Origin of the sequence: Paraburkholderia sp. GAS334, assembly GCF_050436625.1 — a bacterium.
Taxonomy (GTDB): domain Bacteria; phylum Pseudomonadota; class Gammaproteobacteria; order Burkholderiales; family Burkholderiaceae; genus Paraburkholderia.
Map to the genome: position 1 here is coordinate 44,535 of NZ_JBNDMO010000006.1, position 22,702 is coordinate 67,236.

Below are 22,702 nucleotides of genomic sequence, written 5' to 3' on the forward strand. Positions count from 1 at the left end.
GCGGCGCGCTCAATAAGCGTTGCGGCCGGCAAAACCTTTGTAGAGCGTCAGGACGACGATCTTGATGTCGAGCCAGAAGGTCCAGTGCTGCATGTAGTACAGGTCGAGCTTCACGCGACCCATCATCTTTTCGATGCGGTCCGTCTCGCCCCGGTAACCGTTGATCTGCGCCCAGCCGGTGATGCCCGGCTTGATGCGATAACGGTGCATATAGCCCTTCACCAGATCCTTGTAGATGTCGTCGTGTTCCAGCGCATGCGGACGGGGACCGACCACCGACATCTCGCCCTTCAGCACGTTGATGAACTGCGGCAGTTCATCGAGACTCGTCTTGCGCAGGAACGCACCGACGGCCGTGATGCGCGGATCGCCGCGCGTCGCCTGCGTGACCTTGCCTGTGGTCTCCGCATGCACCTTCATCGAGCGGAACTTGTAGATCTCGAACTGCTGCCCGTCGATGCCCTTCCTCTTCTGCCGGAAGAACACCGGCCCCGGCGACGACAGCTTCACCATCGCGGCGATCACCAGCATCAGCGGCGACAGCGCAGCGAGTGCGGCGAGCGCGAACATGCGATCGAACACGAACTTCGGCAGCACGCGCACATCGGTAATCGGCGAAGCAGCCAGGTTGATCGCCGGCACGCCAAGCAGATCGACCACCGGCTGATTGAAGAGGCTCAAACTGCGCACATCCGGGATGAAGCGGATGTTCACGAACTCATTGCGAAACTCCATCACGAAGCGGTGAATCGTGCGTTCGTGCGACATCGGTAGTGCAAGCCACAGCTCGCGAATGCCGCGTTTTCGCACCACACGCACCATGCGGTCGAAATCGCGTTCGACTGGAATGCCTTCGAGTTCGACCGGCAGGTCCGCCGCAACCGCCGGCGCTTCGTGACGGTCGCTCTCACGCCGGCCACCCGGTTCATCGAACACGATCACAGGGCTGAAGCCGGCTTCAGGACGGCTGCGCATCTGTTCGATCAGGAAGCTCCCATACAGCGCGCCGCCGACGATCGCCACCGCCTTCTGGTTGTAGCCTTCGCGACGCAGCCCTTTCAGCACGCCGTGCACCAGCGCCTTGGTCACCATCAGCAGCACGATCGTCGCAATGGCCCAGTACACGAGCCACAGTCGCGACAGCAGGTCCGAGCGGTGCAGGCTGAAGCTCATCAGGATGCCGGTGCCCTCGACGATCAGCCACGCGCCCGACACGCGCCACAGCAGGTCGTACACTGGCTTGCCGCGCCACGACTGGTAGATGCCGAGCGCAGGAAAGAACAGGACCATGAGCAGGCAGTTGAACAGGAGCGAGATGCTCTCCATGTCGTTCAGCCACACAAACGTTCCGTTGTGCACGGCAGCCGCGATGAGTGCGCCTAAGCCCACCATCGCGATGTCGATAATCCTGGATAGAACGCTCAGCATGAGTCGCGCCTCAGTTTGTCAGTCAAATTCCGTCCGTGTTTGATTGCACTTCGTACTTCGCACCGCGCGAGCGGGCGGTATGGACAGGCAGTCGTGCCATTCAGCCTGAACGCTCGCCCATTGCGAATTGCAGCGAATCCCGGCTATTGACCTGTCGAAACGAAATATCTGGTCTGAATGAGTGAATACCCTCGTACAGGTATGAATAAAGCGATATTAAAATTCAGGTTGCAAGGCAGCAAAAAATCTCAAATTGTATCGGTAATTGTTACTTAATTTTCCGGATTTTTGATCAGTAATTATTGCCGGAAATATTAATTTTTGCCCATAAAACAGGCAAAATGGACGTATCCTCTAGCTGCCGGTGGTCATGGCGTGAGCACGTCGTCCAGCCCTCCTTCACCTCACTTTGTCCGATAAAAAATTCGCGCCTCTTTTTGCGCCAATTTTTTTCCATTTTTATCTTTCCGGATAAATAACTCAGCCACATAAAAATATCCGCTTATTAATTTTGCAATTACATTTTCAGCAACAGGAATTTAGTGCATCTTTTATTGGCACTTTACGTCGTGATACAAATCGACGCATTGATCCAGCCTTGAGGAGCACTCGCATGACAGCGCATATCGCAGCGCCCGACGTCGACATTCGGTCTTCAATCGCCGCCACCGTGAAGCTTAAAGTTCATCCCGTGATTCTGGCCGGCGGGTCCGGCACCCGGTTGTGGCCGATGTCGCGCGAGCAGCATCCCAAGCAGCTGATCGACCTGCTTGGCGACGAATCGCTGCTGCAGTCCACTACGCGCCGTCTCGATGCGCTCGATGCGGGCTACCCCGTTGCGGACCAGCTGGTCGTGGTCAGCAACGAGGAGCATCGCTTCACGACCGCGGAACAGTTGCGCGTGAGCGGCAAGGCGGCCAGGCTGATCCTCGAACCGGCTGGCCGCGATACCGCGCCGGCGCTGACAATCGCCGCGCTGTCGATCATTGCCGATGATCAGGATGGCTTGATGGTTGTCATGCCCGCCGACCATGCGGTGGCGGACGTCGCGCGCTTTCACGCGAGTGTGAGCGCTGGTGTGCAGCAGGCCGCGCTCGGTCACATCGTGACGATGGGCATCGTGCCGACGCGCGCGGAAACGGGCTACGGCTATATCCGCATCGGCGAACCTGCGCCGGACGCCGGGACGTCGGATGCGCGGCGGCTCGACCGCTTCGTCGAAAAGCCGCATCTCGAACTGGCGCAACGCTACGTGAGTTCCGGCGAGTACTGGTGGAACAGCGGCATCTTCATCATGCGCGCCTCGACATGGGTCCGCGCGATCAAGCACTTCCAGCCGGCGATTTATTCGGCGTGCGCGCAGGCCTTCGCGGGCGGCAAGACTGACGGCGACTTTTTCCGTCTGCAACGCGAAGCGTTTTGCGCATCGCCGTCGAATTCGATCGACTACGCGGTCATGGAAAGACTCAACACCGACGAATCAGTGTGCGCGGGCATCGTCGTGCCGCTCGACGCGGGCTGGTCGGATGTCGGTTCATGGGATGCGATCTGGCAGATCCTGCCGAAAGATGCCGACGATAACGTCGGACGGGGTCATGTGATATTCGAAGGCGCAGCGTCGACGTTCGCGCATTCGGAAGGCCGGTTGATCGCGTGCGTCGGCACGCAGGATCTCGTCGTCGTGGAAACGGCGGATGCGATCCTCGTCGCGGATCGCTCGCGTGTGCAGGATGTGAAGAAGGTAGTCGGCCGCATTCGCACCGAAAACGGCCCTGAGGCCGCGAACCATCGCAAGGTTCACCGTCCGTGGGGCTACTACGATTCGGTCGACACGGGCGAACGCTTCCAGGTGAAACGTATCGTGGTGAAACCTGGCGCGCGCCTGTCGCTGCAGATGCATCATCACCGCGCGGAACACTGGATCGTCGTTCGCGGCACCGCGCTCGTCACGCGGGGTGAAGAGCGGTTCATCGTGTCCGAAAACGAGTCAGCCTATATCCCGCTGGGCGTCACCCACCGCCTCGAAAATCCCGGCAAGATGCCGCTCGAGATCATCGAAGTACAGTCCGGTTCCTATCTCGGCGAAGACGACATCGTGCGCTTCGACGATACCTACGGACGTCAGTGAAGTGACAGGGATGTGTGTTGTCAGCCCGTGGGTCGGTCAAGCTACCGGCCGCGGGTGTCTCCTGCGTTCATCCCGCGTGGGAGATGAATTCGGTGGTCGATGCGAAACGGTCGCGATCGGTAGTGCTATCGGACGCGCTTTCCGGATAACGGCGAAGCGGCATCCGGCGCGCGTTCACACCCGCTTGCGCGGCAGCGTGCACACTCGCCGGACTGGCTGTCACAGGTTGCGAAGCGGTCGCTGCAAGCGAAGATGCTGAAGCGGTTGCCAAAACAGGCGCAGGCACAGAAGCGTGGGCAGGACGCGGTGCAGGCATCGGTCGCGACACAGGACGCAGCGACCCGGCATGCAGCGCAGCATCGTGCGCGGCCGCGATCAGCGTGCGTTCGTCACGGTCGATCCATTGCTGCGCCCAGTCGAGCGCGTACTGCTCCGCGGCTTCAGGTGTCTCGAAGCGCGGCCCGACGAGGCCGGAACGCTCGACGCGTTTGCCGTCCTTCATGATCTCCGCCCATGCACGGTACATGTCGCTTTGCACCGCCTGCGCCGTCACGTAGATGACGTAGCCACGCCGGTCCGCGAACTGCGTCCCTTGCGACGAGAGCCCCATCCACAGCGCGCCGCGACTGCCATCGTCGTCCTGCGAGGCCAGCCCGTAATGGGCCAGCGCCTCGCCATGCTGGACGGCCGCCGTTTTTTGGGCGCTCGCCGGTACGTCGTCGACCGGACCCGAGAGTTGCCGTGTGATCTCGGCGAACGGATCGACGGGACGCGGATCGTGCGCGACATCGTGCGGTGCCTGCCACGATTCGGGGCTCTTCCAGAACACACCGCGCACGCCTTCATCGTCGCGCGCCGAAGGCGTTACGACAGTGTCCGCTACGCGTTGCGGCGCAACGGGCATCGAAGGTTCCGGAATGTACGCAAACCGGCGACCGGTCTGCGACAGACGCTGGATCATCTCGGCCAGCGTGCCGTTCAACTGCCACTCTTCGAAGCGGCGACGGCATGTCGGCCCCGAGGGATAACGGCCAGGAAGTTTGGACCACGGTTCGCCGGTGGTCAGGATCCACAGCACCGCGTTTGCAACGATGCGCGGTTCGGCGCGAGGACGGCCGCGTCGGTTAAGACGGACAGCCGGTTCATCGGAAACGAGCGCAGAAAGTAGCGCCCATTCGTCATTGTTTAGCTCATCGAAAAACATGCGTTTCTCCACGCAGCACGGCCAGCTGCGGCTTTGGACAAGCACAGATTTCTTGTTTCGCGACCTGTGTCATGCCCCCGGTTGCACAATATGCTTATACGTTTTTGGGGCGTTTAGCGGAAACCGCACAGCCTTAGTGCGGAGAATCCCGTTAGCGACGCACAAAACGTGGTCTCACTCGTGCATCGGAGAATTTGTGCACAAAGCATACCATCACCAGGGTTTGCATGAATATGCACGAGACAAGTGTTACGGATGGAAACAATCTTGTCCTTTTTGCTGCGTTGTTTAGCCCGCTGTCGTCACTGAATTGTCGTGAACTGCAGCGTCAAAAATCGACGATGATGCGCAATGATTCGTTGCATCCGCACGCAAATGCGTCTAACGCACAGGTGTCGTCGCATGTTCTCCGACGACCGTTGTCCATTGCCGCACGCGCCAGTGTGTAACCAGCCCGGCCCGCACATAAGGATCCGATGTGGCGAATGCTTCGGCAATCGCGGGTGATTCCGCTTCGAACAGCAGGATGGCGCCGTCGACAGGATCGGCGAGCGCCCCCGCGAGCAGCAGTTCGCCGCGTTCTACCGCGGCCCACGCGTACTTCAGATGTTCCGCGCGGTAGTCGCCGCGCCGCGCGAGATAGTCCGCCGATACGTCGTACATCAACAGATAGTGCATGGTCCAGCCTCCATGTTTGCCTGGGGATGTGTCGATGGTAAGGCATCGCGCGATGCCGCCGTGGTGTTGCCTGACAGGCGCCGCATCGCGTGATGTCAGGGAAGAACCTTACGGCAGGGTGTCAACCAGATTATGGTTTTATCCGTTTTGACGGACAGCTTTGCCATAATGGTGACAGTGATGGGCCATGGATCTTTCGATGCCCGCTCGCACGACCACCAACAACGTTCAACAACGATGGAGTGTCCCATGAAGATCCAGTCCGCTATCGCTGCGCTCGTCCTTGGCGGCATGCTCGCCTCGCCCCTCGCTTTCGCCGACAACAGCCAGCAGTCGAAGATGACCGCCTGCAACAAGCAGGCAGGCGACAAGAAAGGCGATGATCGCAAGGCATTCATGAAGAGCTGTCTGTCGGCCAGCGCGCCGGTCGCGGCTTCCGCTCCGATGACCCAGCAGCAGAAGATGACCGCCTGCAACACCCAGGCAACCGGCAAGAAAGGCGACGACCGCAAGGCATTCATGAAGGACTGCCTCAGCAACAAGGGTTGAGCGTTGCGCCTCGCTTCAGCAGTCAGCATGTAGTCGCTTTTCGTAGCTTCGCGTTATACCTGCCTGCCGCGCACGGCAATCCGGCGCGGCATGCAGCTCCTGCTCTCCGCTCTCTTCTCCCCGCTTTCCGCGTTCGCTTCGCTTCCTTCGTCTTCCGTTCGCCCGCGCTTCTGACCTGTGTTCGCCGCTGTGTGCCGTTTTCTTCTATGATGACTGCGGAGACGGCCCCAGTACCCACAAACATAAGCAGCAGGGCCGCCATCTTGTCGTTGATGCCGAAGAGCATTGAACGGAGGCAAGAATGGTTGGGAGACACAAGAACCGCTGGCTAAGGCGCTGGCTCGTCGTCATCGTCTTCTGGGCGGTGCCGGTGGCGATCGTCGCCGTCAACGAGATCCGCGAGGAGATGGCGTACAACGCCGTCGACCTCAACACGGCACTCACGACCTGGCAGTTCACCGATGCACAACGTGCCGCCGGCGCTCCCGCGCACTGTCACGGCAATCCCGACGACGCGCGCGCCGCCGGCTGTCCCGCCGACGTTCTCGCCGCCAACGCGCCACGCCAGCAGGAAGCCATCGACGAATACGCCGTGCGCAAGAGCACGCTCGCAGGCTACCTGTGGCACGCGTTCGTCGGTTACTGGGTGGTGCCGGCCGCCACGCTCTTCGTGATCGGCGCGGTGATCGGCGGCATCCGGCGCGCGCTGCGCCGCCCTCAACCACCCGTCAAGGGAACCGCCAACCATTGACGTCCGGGTCCGGTTCCGGATTGCGGCTTTCGGGCAACACTTTTCGATCGTCGCTGGCCGTCAACCAATCCGCTGAAGAGCGGCAAAAATGACCGGGAACCGGTGAACTTCCCCTGTGCCTCACAGAACGCCGACGGGTCCTGAAGCGCGGATCGACGTCGCGCCGGATGTGGTTCAGATAGATAGATTTTTCACTGTCGACGATCGGTCATATTTACAACGCCACTTTCATAATCGCCCGCAAAGCCCCGCCACATAAGGGTTTTCGCGATTCTACGAGCGCGCTCTTTTGATCCCCGTGTGATATAACTGAAGTTGCAATCCGACTCACGATCAGGTCGCATCCAGGAACCACGATGGGAGAAAAACGATGCAAAGACGAAACTTCATTTTGAAGACTACCGCCGCGCTCGCTTTCGGAAGCCTTGCACTCACGGGCTGTACCACCACAGGAGACAAGCCGGATTCGGCTGCTACCAGCGCGTCGAAGAAGCAGGCGATCGACGCCAGCGTCGACGGCACCATTTCGCGCCTCTATTCCACGGTCCCGGGTTCGCGTGAGCTCGTATCGAAGGCCCGCGGCATCCTGGTGTTCCCCTCTGTGATCCAGGCGGGCTTCATTGTCGGCGGCCAGTATGGTGAAGGCGCGCTGCGCGTGGGCGGGGCAACTGCGGGCTACTACAGCACGGTTTCGGGTTCGTTCGGTCTGACGGCCGGCGGCCAGTCGAAGTCAATCATCTTCCTGTTCATGACACAGGATTCGCTCGACAAATTCCGCAATTCGGATGGCTGGTCGGTAGGCGGCGACGCTTCGGTCGCGCTCGTGAAAATCGGCGCGAACGGCTCGATCGATACAACGACCGCCACGGCGCCCGTCGAAGTGTTTGTGATGACCAATGCCGGATTGATGGGCGACATTTCGATCGCCGGTACGAAGGTGACGCGGCTGAAGATCTAGTTGTACCTGCCTGTGCCATGCCCCGGCAATGCGCCGGGGCATGCGCATCTGCTACATCACACGTCCAGTCACGAACTCGACGACGTGTCGATCACCTTGAAGCGCGACCGCTTCTGCGCACGAATCACTGACTGGTACGCGTCGACATACTGCTGCGCCATCCGGTGCGACGTGAAGCGCTCTTCGAAGCGTTGCCGCACGCCAGCACGCGGCAGCTTGTGCAGACGGTTCACCGCGGCCACCGCGCCGATCTCGTCCTCGACGATAAAGCCCGATACGCCGTCGTCCAGCACTTCCGGCACCGAGCCGCGATTGAACGCGATGACCGGCGTGCCGCATGCCATCGCTTCGATCATCACGAGACCAAACGGCTCCGGCCAGTCGATCGGGAACAGCAGCGCATGCGCGCCCGACAGGAAGCTGGCTTTCTCGCCGTCCGCGATTTCGCCGATGAATTCAACATGTGGTTGCGCGAGCAACGGCTTGATGTCGCGCTCGAAATACTCGCGGTCGGCAGCGTCGACCTTCGCGGCGATGCGAATCTGCATGCCACAGCGGCCGGCGATACGGATCGCGGTGTCGACACGCTTTTCAGGCGAAATGCGTCCGAGAAACGCGAGGTATTTCTGTTCGACCGGTTGTGGCGTGTAAAGCTTTTCCGGCAGACCGTGATACACGGTGGTCAACCACTTCGCCTGCGGCAGCGGCGCGCGTTGTGCGTCCGAGATCGAGATCACCGGCGCGGTGTTGAACGTGTCGAACACCGGCTGCTGCTCGGGCAGATCGAGACGGCCATGCATCGTCGTCACGAACGGCGTTTCCTGGCGCTTGAACACCGAAAACGAGTAGTAATCCATGTGGAAATGGAGCACGTCGAACTCGTCGGCCTGACGGCGAACCAGTTCCATCAGCAGCATGTGCGGTGCGATGCGATCGCGGATGCCCGGATCGAGGCGCAGTGCGCGCGGCCATACCGCTTCGAGCTTCGCGCTCGTGACCGAGTCGCCGCTCGCAAACAGCGTGACGTCATGACCGAGTTCGACGAGCGCCTCGGTGATATACGACACAACGCGCTCAGTGCCGCCATATAGCTTTGGCGGGACCGATTCGGTAAGGGGGGCGATCTGCGCAATTCTCATTATGAATGTCTCCTGAAACGGGCCGGTGGCGGGCCGGAAAGCGGGGCCGAAAGCGAGCCGGGCACCTGCAGCCGCGGACGTCGGCGGCGCCCGAGTATGCCAGCGCGCACCCATGTAATCAATGTAATCGTTGGCGTGAACAGGCTGATTATTGGGCATTTCGCGCCTGAAAACCGCTGGTATTTCAATTGCTGGGCGCTGTTACAGTCGCGAAACATTCACTCCGGCGGCCGCCTGGCCCCTGAAGGAAGGCCGCGCTCAGCGGGCCGGCCACTTCCACGCGGGCAGGTCGAGGTCGTCTTCGCCGGCGATGCGGGTCGCGCCGAGCTGCTTGTCGAGCACGATCGACTGGCTCCCCGCTTCGCGTTCCAGCGATGCAATCAACCGCGCTGCGTGCGACACCACCAGCACCTGCGAATGCGTCGACGCACGCGCGATCAACCGGCCGAGCGCGGGCAGCAGGTCGGGATGCAGGCTCGTTTCCGGTTCGTTCAACACCAGCAACGCCGGCGGACGCGGCGTCAACAGCGCCGCGACCAGCAGCAGATAACGCAGCGTGCCATCGGAGAGCTCCGCACCCTTCAGCGGCCGCAACAGGCCCTGCTGCTGCATCGTCACTTCGAAGCGCCCGTCGTGATGCGTGATCGTGATGCGCGAGCCCGGAAAGGCATCGTCGATGGCCTGATCGAGCGCGGCGGCGTCGCCAATTTCGCGGATCGTCTGCAACGCGGCGGCGAGATCGGCGCCATCGTCGCCGAGCACCGGCGTGTGCGTGCCGATCTGCGGCAGACGCACGGGCGATTCGACGTCGGTGCGGAAATGGTCGTAGAAGCGCCACGAGCGGATCTGCTCGCGCACCGCGAGCATTTCTGGCGCGCTTCGCGGATCGGCGAATTCGGTCATCATGCTGTCGAAGCTCGCGACCGTTTGCGGCAGCGTCTGCCATTCGCCGTCGTCATCACGCGTGCGGATCGTCGCGCCATGACGGTCGACCAGCAACGCTGACGGCCGCAACACCGGCCCTCCCCAGATGCATTCGCGCTTGATCACCGGATCGAGCGAGAACTGCGTCTGACCGGGTATCGGCAGACCGAGATCAATCGCATAGCCGAACTCATCGCCCGCAAAGCCGAGCCGCAGGCTCACCGGCTCCTTGCGTCGCGTGCCCTCCACGGCCTGCTCGCCCGCGAGCATCGCGCGTGAGAAGCGCTCAGGGCCGGCCCAGAGCGTCGATTGCAGACCGCCTTCGCGTGCGAGCGATGGAATCACGCCGCCGCGTGCGGTCACCGCGAGCAGACGCAGCGCGCGGTACACACTCGACTTGCCGCTGCCATTCGGCCCGGTGACGACATTCAATCTGCCGAGCGGCACGATCAGTTCGCGCAGCGACCGGTAACCGGCGATGGCGAGCGCCGTCAGCATGGCAATGCGCGTTGTGCGTTCAAGCCGCGCATCACTTCTTCGACCTGCGCGTGGCCTCGCTGGCCGGCACAGTGCGCAGATCGCGCAGGAACGAATCGCGCCAGACGCCGAGATCGTTCTTGCGCAATGCGGCCATGTTTATCTCATGACGACCCTTGCGTTCATCCAGGGGCATGCCGAGCGCCCGTTGCAACGCCTCGCACATGCCGACCGAATCGTGCGGATTGACGATCACCGCGCCCGTCAGCTCAGCCGCTGCGCCTGCGAACATCGACAGCACGAGCACGCCTGGATCATCCGGGTTCTGCGCAGCGACGTATTCCTTCGCGACGAGATTCATGCCGTCGTGCAACGGCGTGACGAACCCGACCTGCGACTCGCGAAACAGCGACATCAGCTTCCAGCGGTCGTACTGCTGGTTCAGATAACGGATCGGCGTGTAGTCGAGCCCGGAATAGCGGCCGTTGATGCGCCCTGCTTCGTATTCGAGATCCTGGCGGATCTGCTGATACGTCGCGACATCGGAACGCGTGGGCGGCGCAATCTGCACGAGCGTGACGTTGCCGCGCCATTCGGGCGAGCGCTCCAGCAACTGCTCGAACGACCTGAAGCGTTCGACAAGCCCCTTCGAATAATCGAGCCGGTCGACGCTCATGATGAGCTTGCGCCCTTCGAGACTCTGCTTCAGGTCGAGCACATGCTGACGGCTTTCATAGCGTTTCGCCTGCTCCGCGATTTCGTCGGGGAACACGCCGATCCGGTACACGCCCGTGCGCAGCTTGCGGCCAAAGGCTTCGACGCGATTGCCATCGGTCACGCTGCCCCGTGCATGGCGCGTGATGTAGTCGTGAAACGCGAGTTCGTCGGTGTCGGTCTGAAAACCCAGCAGGTCGTAGCAGCACAGCGACTTCACGAGCTCTTCGTGCGGCGGAATGTTGAGCAGGATCTGCGGCGAGGGAAACGGAATGTGCAGAAAGAAGCCGATGCGGTTCGTCACGCCCTCGGAGCGCAGCGCTTCGGCGAACGGAATCAGATGGTAGTCATGAACCCAGATGATGTCGTCGGGTTGAAGCAGCTTGATGAGCTTGTGCGCGAGCCATGAATTGACGCGCCGGTACCCAGCATATTCTTCGCGCTCGTAGCGCGCGAGATCGTTGCGATAGTGGAAAACCGGCCACAGTGTCGCGTTCGAAAAACCGCGGTAGTACTGGTCGTAATCCTTGCGCGTGAGGCCAGCGGTCGCGAACGTCACCGCGCCCTCGGTTTCGAGCGTCGGGCCTGCATTGGCGACGGTTTCGCTCACCACGTCGCCGCTCCAGCCGAACCACACGCCGCCTGCGTCCTTGAGTGCGCCGAATACGCCGACGGCCAGTCCGCCTGCCGAACCCTTCGTTTCAGTCGGCGTGGCCACGCGATTCGATACGACGATCAAACGGCCCATATGTACTGTCCTCCCTGTTCATGCGGCGCCCGAAACCGCGCCGTCTGTCCGGTCCAGTTCACTTCGACCGCTTCGATGCCCGATCGGTTGCAGCCACTTTATGGCTTCGTCTGACCCGGCGTCTTGCGATCGACGTGCCCGGAGATTGTCGGCGGTATCGGTCACGATGAAACGGAGCGTGTCGGGTGCCGGCCAGAACGTGAACTCGAGCGCGAGCACGATCAGCATGCCGAGCACCGGTTTGTCGATAGGGCGAAGCAGGACGCTTGTGACCGGATATGGTCGCGCGATCCGCCAGACGATACGCGCGCCGGTCCAGTAGATCGCGAAAGCCAGCAATGCAGCAACCGCGATGACGATCAGCGCGTCGGGCCAATGACCGAGCGGTGCATCGGCACGATCCCGCAGGTTGTCGATCGTTACCATGAGTGGCATTTTCCGCGTTGGGTTGCGGGGAAAGCTGCCGGATTCGACATACGTCGTGGGCGGCGCCGTCAGGCATGAGGCGCGCGGCCCGTGAGCTCAGGCGACAGTCACTCGGGACGCGGGCGGAATCTCAAACGAAAACTCAGCCGCCTGTCTTGCAGGGAAACGCCTTGCCGAGCCCGAGCGAGATCGCGGTGCTCGCGTTATAGCCGGCAACCATCGGATTTTCCGCGATGTATTTGCGCACGGCGTCCGTCAGCTGCGCCGAGCGGGCATCCTGCGGCAAACAGAAATACTGGCCGACGCGCGGGCCGGTCGTGCCGCCGATCGCATCGATGGTGTTGAAGACGCCGTCCGCCGCGCCTTCGATGTACGCCGCGCACGCGCTTCGCGATGCCACATCAGTCTTCGTGCACAGCTTGTTGAGGTCGCCTCCCGTGAATGCGGCTGCCGACAATGGTACGGCCAGCGCGCTTGCGCAAATCAAAACCCGCAGCATGGTATCCCTTTTATGTGAGCGGTTTGAGGAGCAGCATCGAGCGGTCCAGTCGTGGCTGGCCGCTTCGAACCGGCGCGGCACCGGCCGCCACGCCAAGGCTGCTATTTTGCACTGTTTTACTGCGCCGCTGGGGCGCTCGCGGGGTGCTGCTTCTGCATCTGCTCCATGCGCGCCGTCAATCCCTTGATGGTGTCCGGCTCCTTGTACTGCTTCGCGAAGTCGAGCGCGTTCAGACCGATCTGGTTCTTCACGTTGATGTCTGCGCCGGCGTCGAGCAGCAGTCTGGCCGTCGAGACGTGACCGCCGCGCGCCGCCATCATCAGCGGCGTGGTGCCGTTCGGCGAGCCGGCGTCGATATAGGCCGAGTACTTGAGCAGCAACGTGACGATGTCGTCATTGCCGTTCGCGGCCGCGTAGTGCAGCGGCGTCCAGCCCTTTTTGTTGACCTCGGCGCCCTTGGCGATCAGCAGCTTCACGAAGTCCATGTCGCCGTTCAGCGCGGCCAGCATCATCGCGTTTTCGCCGGCCTTGTCGACAATTTCGACGTTGGTCTTCGGATTGTCGACGAGCGCCTGACCCACCTGGTCCGACTTCTCACGTGCGGCGAGCACCAGCAGCGGCATGCCCTGGTCGTCGGTCATGTTCGGGTCCATGCCCTGCGACAACAACTTGTTCACTTCCTTCACGTCGTCGAACTTGACGGCCTTGATCATCGAATCGGCCGGGGCCGCCTGAACCGGCAGCGCGACAAGCGCCGCGCAGGCAAGGCCGCCCGCCAGCGCGAGGCGCGCCACGCCGCGCCACACAGCGGCGTGCGCGCGGTGAGCTGTCGCGACGTTCGTGACATTTGGGTTCGGGTGTGGTTTCGTCGAAGACTGGGTCGGAATCATTTTCATATATTACTTTAGGAAACTTCCCTATCCATTTGATCTGTATGTATTTTCTGTGTCAGGCGGATGCCGTTTCGGGAATCCTGAACAGACGGAAAAAATTCTGTGTCGTCGCGGCGGCGAGTTCGGCTTCAGCCATCTCGCGTTGCTGCGCGATGAAGCGTCCGACATAACTTACGTACGCAGGTTCATTAGGCTTGCCGCGATACGGCACAGGCGCGAGGTACGGCGAGTCGGTTTCGATCAGCAGACGATCGAGCGGCACACGGCGCGCCACGTCCTGGACCTCGGTTGCGCTCTTGAACGTGACGATGCCCGACAGCGACACGTAAAAATTCTGCGCGAGCGCCTTTTCGGCCACGTGCCACGACTCCGTGAAGCAGTGCATCACGCCGCCTGGCACGCCCGCGCGCTCCTCTTCCATGATGCGCAGCGCGTCTTCCCACGACGAGCGCGTGTGGATGATGAGCGGCTTCATCGTCGCATGCGCGGCGCGGATGTGCGTGCGAAAACGCTCGCGCTGCCATTCCATGTCAGCGATCGAGCGCCCTTCGAGACGGTAATAGTCGAGACCCGTCTCGCCGATCGCGACCACCTTTGGATGCGCCGCCAGTTCGACCAGTTCGGCGACGGTCGGCTCGCGCATGTCCTCGTGATCCGGATGCACGCCCACCGACGCGTAGACGTTGTCGTACGAACGCGCGATCTCCAGCACCGAAGGCAGCGTCTCCAGATCGACTGAGACACACAGCGCGTGCGTCACCGAATGCGAGCGCATGTTCTCGAGCACCTGCGGCAGGCGGTCGGCGAGTCCTTCGAAATTGATGTGGCAGTGCGAGTCGACAAACATGGTGGTGTCCTGCGGGTTTGACGGATTGACGCGGCGTTGAAGCGGTTTCGCTCAGGCCGCGTGATCGAGCCGGCGGCCGAGAATCACGAGATCGCGCTCGACGCCGTCCAGCACGGCGACGCGCGGCAGCGTGCCCCAGTCGGTGAAGCCAAAGCTGTGGAAAAGCCGCATGCTGGGCTCATTGTGGCCGAACACAAAGCCGAGCACGGTATCGATCTTCAGCGCCGGCGCGGCTTCCAGCGCGGCGGCCAGCAGCAGCTTGCCGAGGCCTTTGCCACGGGCGGCTTCGTCCAGATAAATACTGACCTCAGCGGTGCGCGAATAGGCAGGACGGCCGTAGAAGTCCGAAAAGCTCAGCCACGCGATCACGCGACCGCCTTCCTCGACCACCCAAAGCGGTCGCGCGTTCGGCCCGTGCGCGTGAAACCAGGCCTGACGGCTCTCGATACTCACCGGCTCCAGATCGGCCGTGACCTGGCGCGACGGCACGGTCGAGTTGTAGATGGCGACGATGGCGGGCAGATCGTCGAGCGTGGCGTCGCGGTACTGAAGGCTCATGGTTCTGGCGGCTTCGAATCGAGGGAAGAGCAGTCTGATTGACTGGGTGAATACGACTACGCAAACAGATCGCGATAGCCAAGAAAGAGTTCTTCGAACACGAGGCGCGCGTTTAGCGGATGGTTTTCAACGGCGCGCTGCCGCGTGACAGTCCGCTGAAACCGTGCGAAGGCGTTCGCGTCGACCGCTCCGGCGCACCGCGCGAGCGCCGCCGAGGCGGCCGGGAAATAGCGCGGCGCGCCCGCCGTGCGCTCTGCCAGCAGATCGTACAGCCAGCGTTGCAGCCAGCCCAGCACGAGCGGCACCGGCAGCTTCTGCAGCGTCTCGCCGCACGCGAAGGCGTCACAGTTCGGGCCCGCGGCCAGTTGCTTGAGCGTCCAGTCGCGCAGCGCACGGCTGTCGTCGCTTGCGAGCGCCAGCGCGGTGAGCGGCGCGCCGCCGGCTTCGGCGAGCAGCGCGGGGGCATCGTCGACGCCCTGCCCGGCGAGCCATGCCGCCGCGATGTCCGGCGCGGGCGTGGTCATGGGCCACTGGCGGCAGCGGCTGACGATCGTCGGCAGCAGGCGGTCGACGCGCGCCGAGACCATCAGGAACACCACGCCAGCGGGCGGTTCTTCGAGCGTCTTCAGCAAGGCATTGGATGCGGCGACGTTCAGCGCCTCGGCCGGATACAGCACGACCACGCGCGCACCGCCGCGATGCGAGCCGACGCCCACGAAGTCCAGCAGCGCCCGCACCTGTTCGATCTTGATTTCCTTGCTGGGCGTGCGGGTCTTTTTGCCGTCGTCAGCGTCGGCTTTTTCGGGCTTTGCCTCGTCAGAAGCGGCAGCCGCGAAGCCAGATTCGGCAGCCAGCGCTTCGGGCAACACGATCCGGTAGTCCGGGTGATTGCCCTGGGTGAGCCAGTTGCACGCGACGCACGTGCCACACGGCTCGCCATTCGCGAGCGGGGCTTCGCATAGCAGGCCTTGCGCCAGATGCTGCGCGAAGCGCAGCTTGCCGATGCCGCCTTGCCCGTGAAGCAGCAGCGCATGCGGCCAGTGCGCGCGCAGCTGTTGCAGGCGGTTCCAGTCATCGGTTTGCCACGGATAGATCATGGTTTGTCTTTTGATTCAGTCAGTTGAATTCGATTCTTCATGCAGCCTGCGAGACATTTTGACTCAATATAATACGACGTTATATATATTTAAATTCAAAGGCTTGCGATCAATTCTTCAAGCTGGATCTGAATTTTTGGGATGCTCTGCGTGGAGTCGATCACGGCGAAACGGTACGGCGCTTCTTCTACGCGACGCAGGTATTCGGCGCGCGTGCGGTTGAAAAAAGCATCCGATTCGCTTTCGAAACGGTCCGGCTCGCGCGCCGCGCTGCGGCGCTCGCTGGCAGTGTCGGCCGGAATATCGAACAGGACGGTCAGATCCGGCTGGAAACCGCCCTGCACCCAGCGTTCCAGCGTTTCGAGCTTGTCGCGCGGCAGGCCGCGGCCACCGCCCTGATAGGCGAAAGTCGCGTCGGTGAAACGGTCGGACAGCACCCAGTCGCCGCGCGCGAGCGTCGGTTCGATCACTTCGGCCAGATGTTCGCGGCGCGCGGCGAACATCAGGAGCGCCTCAGTTTCGAGATCCATCGGCTGATGCAACAGGATGTCGCGCAGCGACTCGCCGAGCTTCGTGCCGCCCGGCTCGCGGGTCATGACGACTGCGCGCCCGCTCGCGGCGACCTTCTCCGCCAGCCGGTCGCGAAACCAGGCGAGGTGCGTCGTCTTGCCGGCGCCGTCGATGCCTTCGAACGTGATGAATTTGCCCCGCGCCATCATTGACCCCGGATGTATTTGTCGACGGCCTTGTTGTGGGCGTCGAGCGTGTCAGAAAAGATGCTGCTGCCGTCGCCGCGCGACACGAAGTACAGCGCCGTAGTTTGCGCCGGGTTCATCGCGGCCTGCAAAGACGCGACACCGGGCAGCGCGATCGGCGTCGGCGGCAGGCCCATGCGCGTGTAGGTATTGTAAGGAGTGTCGGTCTGCAAATCCCGTTTCTTCAGGCGACCGGCGTAGTTCTCGCCGAGGCCGTAGATCACCGTCGGATCGGTCTGCAACGGCATGCCGACCTTGAGCCGGTTCGCGAACACCGCCGCCACCATCGGCCGGTCGGACGCCTTGCCGGTTTCCTTTTCGATGATCGACGCCATCGTCAATGCGTCATACGGCGTCTTGTACGGCAGATCGGCTGAACGTGTGCTCCAGGCCTCATCGAGCCGCAGCTTCATCAGACGGTACGCGCGGCGGTACACCTCGAGGTCGCTCGCATTTTTGTCGAACAGGTACGTGTCGGGGAAAAAGAGACCTTCGCCGTTGCCAATGGTGGCTTCAGGTGCGCCGATTGCCTTCAGCAGGTCGCCGTCGCTCATGCCTGCGGTGTCGTGCGTCAGGGCCGGATTTGCGTCGATTTCTGCGCGCATGTGGTGAAACGTCCAGCCTTCGATGATCGTCGCGACGTATTCGTTGACGTCGCCGCGTGCGATCTTTTGCAGCACCTCGTACGGGGTGATGCCGGCCTTGAACTCGTAATTGCCCGATTTCAGCTGGCTCTGCAGACCCAGCACACGCGTCATCAGCACGAAGAGTTCAGGCTCGACCGGCACGCCGCCCCTGTTCAGCTGGCCGGTGACGCTGCGCAGGCTGCTATGTGGCTTGATCGTGACGTCGAGCTGCGGCGTGCTGAGATCGATCGGTGTGGTGGCCCAGTGATATCCGCCGGCGATTGCGGCTGCAACCAGCGCAATGAGGATGACGCCGGCGATGAGACATTTCTTCAGAAGGGACATGCGAAACATGGCTGGGGTGGACCCCATATAATACTTGCTTGCGTGCGACACGACACTTTCGTGTCAGAGGGGCGCCACCTCTTCGAGAACGGCAACACTAGGAAATACAAGGCTTTGCGCGATACACATCTCGGCAGATTCGAGATAAGTGGAAGACCGCGAGTCGTATGTAACTTGTCTCAAGTACCTACATCCGATGGATGCCAGACCACTTTGAGGCGAGGCAAAACTCAGAAAGCGTGGCGTTCTTGCAACATTCCGAAAGGGATTTTGTTACGACGCATTACAACGCTTGAAAACGAAAATAGTGTGCTCCAAACACGGCCACCTACTGGTGGCCGAAGGTTTGTTGCGCGCATAAATCTGAGCCTAGTGCCCTCGCACGATGGGTGAAACTCTGATTGTCATTGTTCAGCCGCAGTCCAACTGCGGCAGCGAACCGTTTGTACGGCCAAACGTAGCCTAGGAAAACATGCGTCGCTGGTAACGGCGGGGTGTGAAGCTTTTCTGACAACGTAGCCCCCGGAAGTTTCGGGCAGGCGGGTACCGTGAGGTAGTCGTCTGGAGACTCCTAGCAGCAAGGGGGTTGAGGAGCAAGGCTGGCTGACACGGTCAACACATGTGAACTGCTGATAAACCTCGTAAGTATTGCGGTGCCAAAGCTGCTGAGCGGCATCTACCAAAAGGTACGTGGTCGGTAACTCGTTGCAAGCTCGGGTTACGTCGTCATCAGACCACCGGGGGAGAGGCAGGACCTAACTCAGTCGTGTGACAGTCAGGGAACGTGGTAAGCCCGTATGACTGCCTGTAGCAATTGGACAGGCAGGCGAACCGCGAGGAACGCTGTTGGTTGTGCGGGTATGGGAGGACGGAAAAAGCGAATGGCGGTCTGTAATGGGTCGCATAGGGGTTGGAACATCACCCCACGCGAAAGCGGGCAGACTTCCGTCTGGTCTACCGTCGCAAGACGGCTGACAGACCCTTGAAAACTTGGTGCTCTGGTGAGGTTTGTCCGGAGCAATTGAAACTCTCCCCAGCGGGTGTGTATTTTCCCCGCTGGGGAAGATGCGCCTCCTGTCTGGGGATTTTCTTGTCCAGTAAGGAGAGCAGCATGGAAGAATCAGTCCGAAAGGACGGATCTGCGCTTTCCCACGCACCGGACAGCTGGCACGCCATAGATTGGCGTCGGGTTGAACGGAACGTGAGGGGAATGCAGACTCGAATTGCGAAGGCGACGCGGGAAGGCAAATGGCGCCGGGTGAAAGCCCTGCAACGGATGCTGACTCGCACGTTGTCCGCGAAGCTGTATGCGGTACGACGTGTTACGCAAAACACTGGCGCGCGAACGGCTGGAGTCGATCGCGAACTGTGGGAGACGCCTGAAAGCCGGCTGGCAGCAGTCGGCAGGTTGAAGCGGCGCGGATACAAGCCTCTGCCCTTACGGAGAGTCTTTATCCCAAAGGCCAATGGGAAGAAGCGCCCCCTGGGCATTCCGACCATGCGAGACAGGGCGATGCAGGCCCTGTATCTGCTGGCCCTGGAGCCTGTGGTGGAATCCACGAGCGACCCAAACTCGTACGGGTTCAGGACCAATCGCTCGACGGCGGACGCCATGTCTCAAATATTCCTGACCATGTCCAAAAGAACCTCGGTTCAATGGGTGCTGGAAGCGGATATCAAGGGATGCTTCGACTACATCAACCACGACTGGCTGGAGAGCAATGTCCCGATGGACAAAACAATCCTTCGGAAGTGGTTGAAGGTCGGCCTGATTTACAAAGGTCAGTTTCAGGCGACTGAAGCCGGTACGCCGCAGGGAGGGGTTATCTCCCCGACGCTGGCAAACGTGACGCTGAACGGGCTGGAGCGGGAACTGGCTTCGCACCTCGGTGGGAAGTTCGGGATCTCAAAGGCCAGGAAGCTGAAAGTCAACGTAGTGCGATATGCGGATGACTTTGTGATTACCGGTGACTCGAAAGAGATGCTGGAAAGCGAAGTCCGACCTTGGGTGGAAGCCTTCCTTGCGGTTCGAGGATTGCGACTGTCGGAGGAGAAAACTCGGATCACACACATTGACGAAGGCTTCGATTTCCTGGGGTGGAATTTCCGGAAGTACTCGGGAAAACTGCTCATCAAGCCAAGCAAGAAGAATGCGCAGACGTTCTATCGCAAGGTGGCGGAAACGATCAGTGGCAACAAGGCGGTGAAGCAGAAAGACTTAATCAAATTGCTGAATCCGATGCTACGGGGCTGGGCGCAATATCACAGTCCTGTGGTAGCCAAGCAGGCGTACAGCCGCATGGAGCACCTGATTTTTGGGCGGCTCTGGCGGTGGGCAAAGAGGCGGCATCCGAACAAGAACACCGACTGGGTGAAGAAGAGGTACTTTCATACGGTGGGTGGTCGGAACTGGGTGTTTGCCGCTCCTGTTGTACGAGAAGACGGTAGCAAGGGGCTGCTTGAGTTGTACCAGATCAGCGGTACGGCTATCAGGCGGCACAGGAAGGTCAAAGGCGAATTCAATCCCTTTGACCCGACGATGGAGCAATACGGCGAGCAGTTGCGGCAGGAACGCATGGAGCATTCAATGCGTTACCGTAAGCAATGGGTGTCGCTGTACATGTCGCAGAGCGGGTTGTGTGCGCGCTGCGGCTATGCGCTGACGGCAGAAACAGGCTGGCACGACCATCATCTGGAGTATCAGATGCATGGCGGGTCGGACGCTTTGTCGAACAGGGTCTTGCTTCACCCCGACTGCCACTTGCAGGTGCACGCTGGTAAACTTGCAGTAACTAAGCCGGTCCCGCCGTTGCAATGACGGGACTTTGAATAGCAACTACGTAGGCTTGAGCCGTGTGCGGGGACAACTCGCACGCACGGTTCTTAGGGGGCCCCTTTTTCCGATAAGGAAGGGGGGCTACCCTACCTAAGCTAAAGTCAGAATTGACTTCGACCGCGAATCCATGAATGCACCGCTCGCCCCCGCGCCAGGTACGCCTGTAACGGCTTCCGCCGCTTCCGTTGCGCCTGCCGCTTCCCCTGCGCCTGTTTCGTTTCCGCGTCCTGACGCGGCCGATTTCGATGCCGTGCTCACGCGCGGCGCGTTCATGCCGCTCACGCAGTTCGGCGTGATCGACGCCACCGGCGACGACGCTGCCACGTTCCTGCACAGCCAGCTCACCAACGATACGCAACATCTCGACGCCGCTAACGCGCGCCTGTCCGGCTATTGCTCGCCGAAGGGCCGCCTGCTCGCATCGTTCCTGACGTGGCGCTGCGGCGAAGCCGTGCGCCTGCTGATTTCGCGCGATATCCAGCCGGCCGTGCAGAAGCGGCTCTCGATGTTCGTGCTGCGCGCGAAGGCGAAACTTGTCGACGCCACCGCGGAACTCGCCGTGATCGGCTTTGCCGGCGATGTACGCCCGGCGCTGTCGCACGTGTTCGACGCGATTCCGGATGGCGTTCACGTGAAAATCGACGGGCCACTGGGATCGCTGATCCACGTGCCCGACGCCGCCGGACGGCTGCGCTATCTGTGGGTCGGCCCGAAGGCTGAAGTCGAGGCGCGCCTGCCCGCGCTCGAAGGCAAGCTCGCGCGCGTGTCGCCGGCTGTGTGGGACTGGCTCGACATCCGCGCCGGCGAGCCGCGGATCACGCAGCCGGTCGTCGAACAGTTCGTGCCGCAGATGGTCAATTTCGATGTGCTCGGCGGCGTCAATTTCCGCAAGGGCTGCTATCCGGGCCAGGAAGTCGTTGCGCGCAGCCAGTATCGCGGCACGATCAAGCGTCGTACGTCGCTCGCGAACGTGGCCGGTGAGCTGGCGACGGTCGCGCCGGGCGTCGAACTGTTCCATTCGGACGATCCGGGCCAGCCGTGCGGGATGGTCGTGAACGCCGCCTCGGCGCCGGAAGGCGGCGTCGATGTGCTGGTCGAGATCAAGCTCGCGGCGCTCGAAGGCGGCTCGGCGCATCTCGGCGCCGCCGACGGCCCGGCACTTACCTTCCTGCCGTTGCCCTATTCGCTGCCGACCGAGATCTGACGCGTTGGCCGCCCACCTCCGTTCGTCCCGCCTGACGGGGCTGAAGGCGACGCGCTCATGTGCCTGATCGTCTTCGACTGGCGGCCGGACGCGTCGACGGGCGCGCTGTTCACGCTCGCCGCGAATCGCGACGAGTTCCTTCGCCGTACCGCCGATCCGATGCACTGGTGGGCCGACGCGCCCGGCCTGCTGGCGGGACGCGATCTGGTTGGCGGCGGCACGTGGCTCGGCGTCACGCGCGACGGGCGGTTCGCCGCGCTCACCAACTATCGCGCGCCGCATGAGATGCGGCCCGATGCGCCGACGCGCGGCACCCTGGTCAGCGGCTGGCTTTCAGGCGAACGCGATGAGAATCTGGCACCGCTCGATTATCTGCAGCAGGTCGCGCGAACCGGCGATATCTATAACGGCTTCAACCTGCTGATCGGCGACTTCTCGCGACGCGAACTCGGCTGGTATTGCAACCGTTCGGACGCTGCACCCGTGTTGCTCGAAGCCGGCACGCACGGCATTTCGAACGCGGTGCTCGATACGCGCTGGCCGAAGCTCGTGAAGAAGCGCGCTGAGCTGGCCGCGTTAGTGCAGAACGAAGCGGCGCCGACGCTCACGCAGTTGATCGGGATGATGCGCGACCCGCGTCTCGCCCGCGACGACGAACTGCCTTCGACAGGCATTCCCCTCGAACGTGAACGTGCGCTTTCAGCGGCGTTTATCGACACGCCTGAGTACGGCACACGTGGGACGACAGCACTGCGGGTGGTCGTGGAAGAGAAGGCGTTGAAGGTCAGTATCACCGAGCGCAGCGACGACAACGGCTCGCATCGCGTCACGCGACCGGGAGATTTCGAGCGCGCCTATACGTTCGACATCGCAGCGTTCGACATCGCAACCTGACGCGCCTCCGTTCGCGCTGACGTC

The 22,702-nt window shown here is 61.7% G+C and carries 22 protein-coding genes; 7 read left to right on the top strand and 15 right to left on the bottom strand.

Annotation, left to right across the window (positions count from 1 at the left end):
* Positions 1-9 precede the first annotated feature (9 nt).
* Together P3T21_RS13045 and P3T21_RS13050 are read right to left on the bottom strand one after the other, a co-directional pair.
* Entirely contained in the window at positions 10-1,428 is a 1,419-nt protein-coding gene (locus P3T21_RS13045) for an undecaprenyl-phosphate glucose phosphotransferase (protein WP_429256355.1), read from the bottom strand.
* A 292-nt stretch (positions 1,429-1,720) separates the two neighbouring features.
* Complete coding sequence (locus P3T21_RS13050) at positions 1,721-1,918, bottom strand: hypothetical protein (RefSeq protein WP_429256356.1); 198 nt, start codon at positions 1,916-1,918, stop codon at positions 1,721-1,723.
* Between the two features lie 123 nt (positions 1,919-2,041).
* Between P3T21_RS13050 and P3T21_RS13055 the strand changes: the two genes are divergently transcribed.
* Positions 2,042-3,556, top strand: coding sequence for a mannose-1-phosphate guanylyltransferase/mannose-6-phosphate isomerase (locus P3T21_RS13055; protein ID WP_429256357.1), 1,515 nt, complete (start codon positions 2,042-2,044; stop codon positions 3,554-3,556).
* A gap of 67 nt (positions 3,557-3,623) precedes the next feature.
* Here the strand turns inward: P3T21_RS13055 and P3T21_RS13060 are convergent, their stop codons facing one another.
* Both P3T21_RS13060 and P3T21_RS13065 read right to left on the bottom strand, forming a co-directional pair.
* Entirely contained in the window at positions 3,624-4,760 is a 1,137-nt protein-coding gene (locus tag P3T21_RS13060) for a transposase (protein WP_429256358.1), read from the bottom strand.
* A 381-nt stretch (positions 4,761-5,141) separates the two neighbouring features.
* On the bottom strand, positions 5,142-5,438 hold the full coding sequence (locus P3T21_RS13065) for a YciI-like protein (RefSeq protein ID WP_429256359.1): 297 nt from the start codon (positions 5,436-5,438) through the stop codon (positions 5,142-5,144).
* A 249-nt stretch (positions 5,439-5,687) separates the two neighbouring features.
* On the opposite strand from P3T21_RS13065, the gene P3T21_RS13070 reads away from it, so the two are divergent.
* From P3T21_RS13070 to P3T21_RS13080, 3 genes are all read left to right on the top strand, one after another.
* The gene (locus tag P3T21_RS13070; protein ID WP_429256360.1) at positions 5,688-5,987 is read left to right on the top strand and encodes a PsiF family protein; all 300 of its coding nucleotides are present in this window, start codon (positions 5,688-5,690) and stop codon (positions 5,985-5,987) included.
* Between the two features lie 301 nt (positions 5,988-6,288).
* Positions 6,289-6,738 carry a hypothetical protein gene (locus tag P3T21_RS13075; protein WP_429256361.1) on the top strand — a complete coding sequence of 150 codons (450 nt, stop codon included), beginning with the start codon at positions 6,289-6,291 and terminating at the stop codon, positions 6,736-6,738.
* 370 nt (positions 6,739-7,108) lie between these two features.
* The gene (locus P3T21_RS13080) at positions 7,109-7,696 is read left to right on the top strand and encodes a BPSL1445 family SYLF domain-containing lipoprotein (RefSeq protein WP_429256362.1); all 588 of its coding nucleotides are present in this window, start codon (positions 7,109-7,111) and stop codon (positions 7,694-7,696) included.
* Positions 7,697-7,764: 68 nt separating this feature from the next.
* Here the strand turns inward: P3T21_RS13080 and P3T21_RS13085 are convergent, their stop codons facing one another.
* The 11 genes from P3T21_RS13085 to mltG all read right to left on the bottom strand — a co-directional run bounded on the left by P3T21_RS13085 (position 7,765) and on the right by mltG (position 17,744).
* The gene (locus tag P3T21_RS13085) at positions 7,765-8,835 is read right to left on the bottom strand and encodes a glycosyltransferase family 4 protein (protein ID WP_429256363.1); all 1,071 of its coding nucleotides are present in this window, start codon (positions 8,833-8,835) and stop codon (positions 7,765-7,767) included.
* A gap of 258 nt (positions 8,836-9,093) precedes the next feature.
* Positions 9,094-10,257, bottom strand: coding sequence for an AAA family ATPase (locus P3T21_RS13090; RefSeq protein WP_429256364.1), 1,164 nt, complete (start codon positions 10,255-10,257; stop codon positions 9,094-9,096).
* Between the two features lie 31 nt (positions 10,258-10,288).
* The gene (gene otsA / locus P3T21_RS13095) at positions 10,289-11,698 is read right to left on the bottom strand and encodes an alpha,alpha-trehalose-phosphate synthase (UDP-forming) (RefSeq protein ID WP_429256365.1); all 1,410 of its coding nucleotides are present in this window, start codon (positions 11,696-11,698) and stop codon (positions 10,289-10,291) included.
* Between the two features lie 18 nt (positions 11,699-11,716).
* Positions 11,717-12,124: a hypothetical protein gene (locus P3T21_RS13100; RefSeq protein WP_429256366.1), complete on the bottom strand. Its 408-nt coding sequence runs from the start codon at positions 12,122-12,124 to the stop codon at positions 11,717-11,719.
* A 142-nt stretch (positions 12,125-12,266) separates the two neighbouring features.
* A complete protein-coding gene (locus P3T21_RS13105; RefSeq protein WP_429256367.1) occupies positions 12,267-12,623 on the bottom strand; it encodes a Rap1a/Tai family immunity protein in 357 nt (118 codons plus the stop codon).
* 116 nt (positions 12,624-12,739) lie between these two features.
* Positions 12,740-13,513: an ankyrin repeat domain-containing protein gene (locus tag P3T21_RS13110; protein WP_429256629.1), complete on the bottom strand. Its 774-nt coding sequence runs from the start codon at positions 13,511-13,513 to the stop codon at positions 12,740-12,742.
* A gap of 58 nt (positions 13,514-13,571) precedes the next feature.
* Positions 13,572-14,363 carry a TatD family hydrolase gene (locus P3T21_RS13115; protein ID WP_429256368.1) on the bottom strand — a complete coding sequence of 264 codons (792 nt, stop codon included), beginning with the start codon at positions 14,361-14,363 and terminating at the stop codon, positions 13,572-13,574.
* 51 nt (positions 14,364-14,414) lie between these two features.
* Entirely contained in the window at positions 14,415-14,921 is a 507-nt protein-coding gene (locus tag P3T21_RS13120) for an N-acetyltransferase family protein (protein WP_429256369.1), read from the bottom strand.
* Positions 14,922-14,977: 56 nt separating this feature from the next.
* Positions 14,978-16,018 carry a DNA polymerase III subunit delta' gene (locus tag P3T21_RS13125; RefSeq protein WP_429256370.1) on the bottom strand — a complete coding sequence of 347 codons (1,041 nt, stop codon included), beginning with the start codon at positions 16,016-16,018 and terminating at the stop codon, positions 14,978-14,980.
* A 95-nt stretch (positions 16,019-16,113) separates the two neighbouring features.
* Entirely contained in the window at positions 16,114-16,734 is a 621-nt protein-coding gene (gene tmk, locus P3T21_RS13130; protein ID WP_429256371.1) for a dTMP kinase, read from the bottom strand.
* Positions 16,734-17,744, bottom strand: a complete 1,011-nt coding sequence (gene mltG, locus P3T21_RS13135) for an endolytic transglycosylase MltG (protein ID WP_429256372.1) — start codon at positions 17,742-17,744, stop codon at positions 16,734-16,736. The genes tmk and mltG overlap by 1 nt, the downstream gene beginning before the upstream one ends.
* Positions 17,745-18,855: 1,111 nt before the next feature.
* Between mltG and ltrA the strand changes: the two genes are divergently transcribed.
* The 3 genes from ltrA (at position 18,856) to P3T21_RS13150 (ending at position 22,678) form a co-directional block, all read left to right on the top strand.
* A complete protein-coding gene (gene ltrA / locus P3T21_RS13140) occupies positions 18,856-20,562 on the top strand; it encodes a group II intron reverse transcriptase/maturase (protein WP_429256373.1) in 1,707 nt (568 codons plus the stop codon).
* A gap of 145 nt (positions 20,563-20,707) precedes the next feature.
* Entirely contained in the window at positions 20,708-21,784 is a 1,077-nt protein-coding gene (locus P3T21_RS13145; RefSeq protein ID WP_429256374.1) for a YgfZ/GcvT domain-containing protein, read from the top strand.
* Positions 21,785-21,841: 57 nt separating this feature from the next.
* A complete protein-coding gene (locus tag P3T21_RS13150) occupies positions 21,842-22,678 on the top strand; it encodes an NRDE family protein (protein WP_429256375.1) in 837 nt (278 codons plus the stop codon).
* Positions 22,679-22,702 lie beyond the last annotated feature (24 nt).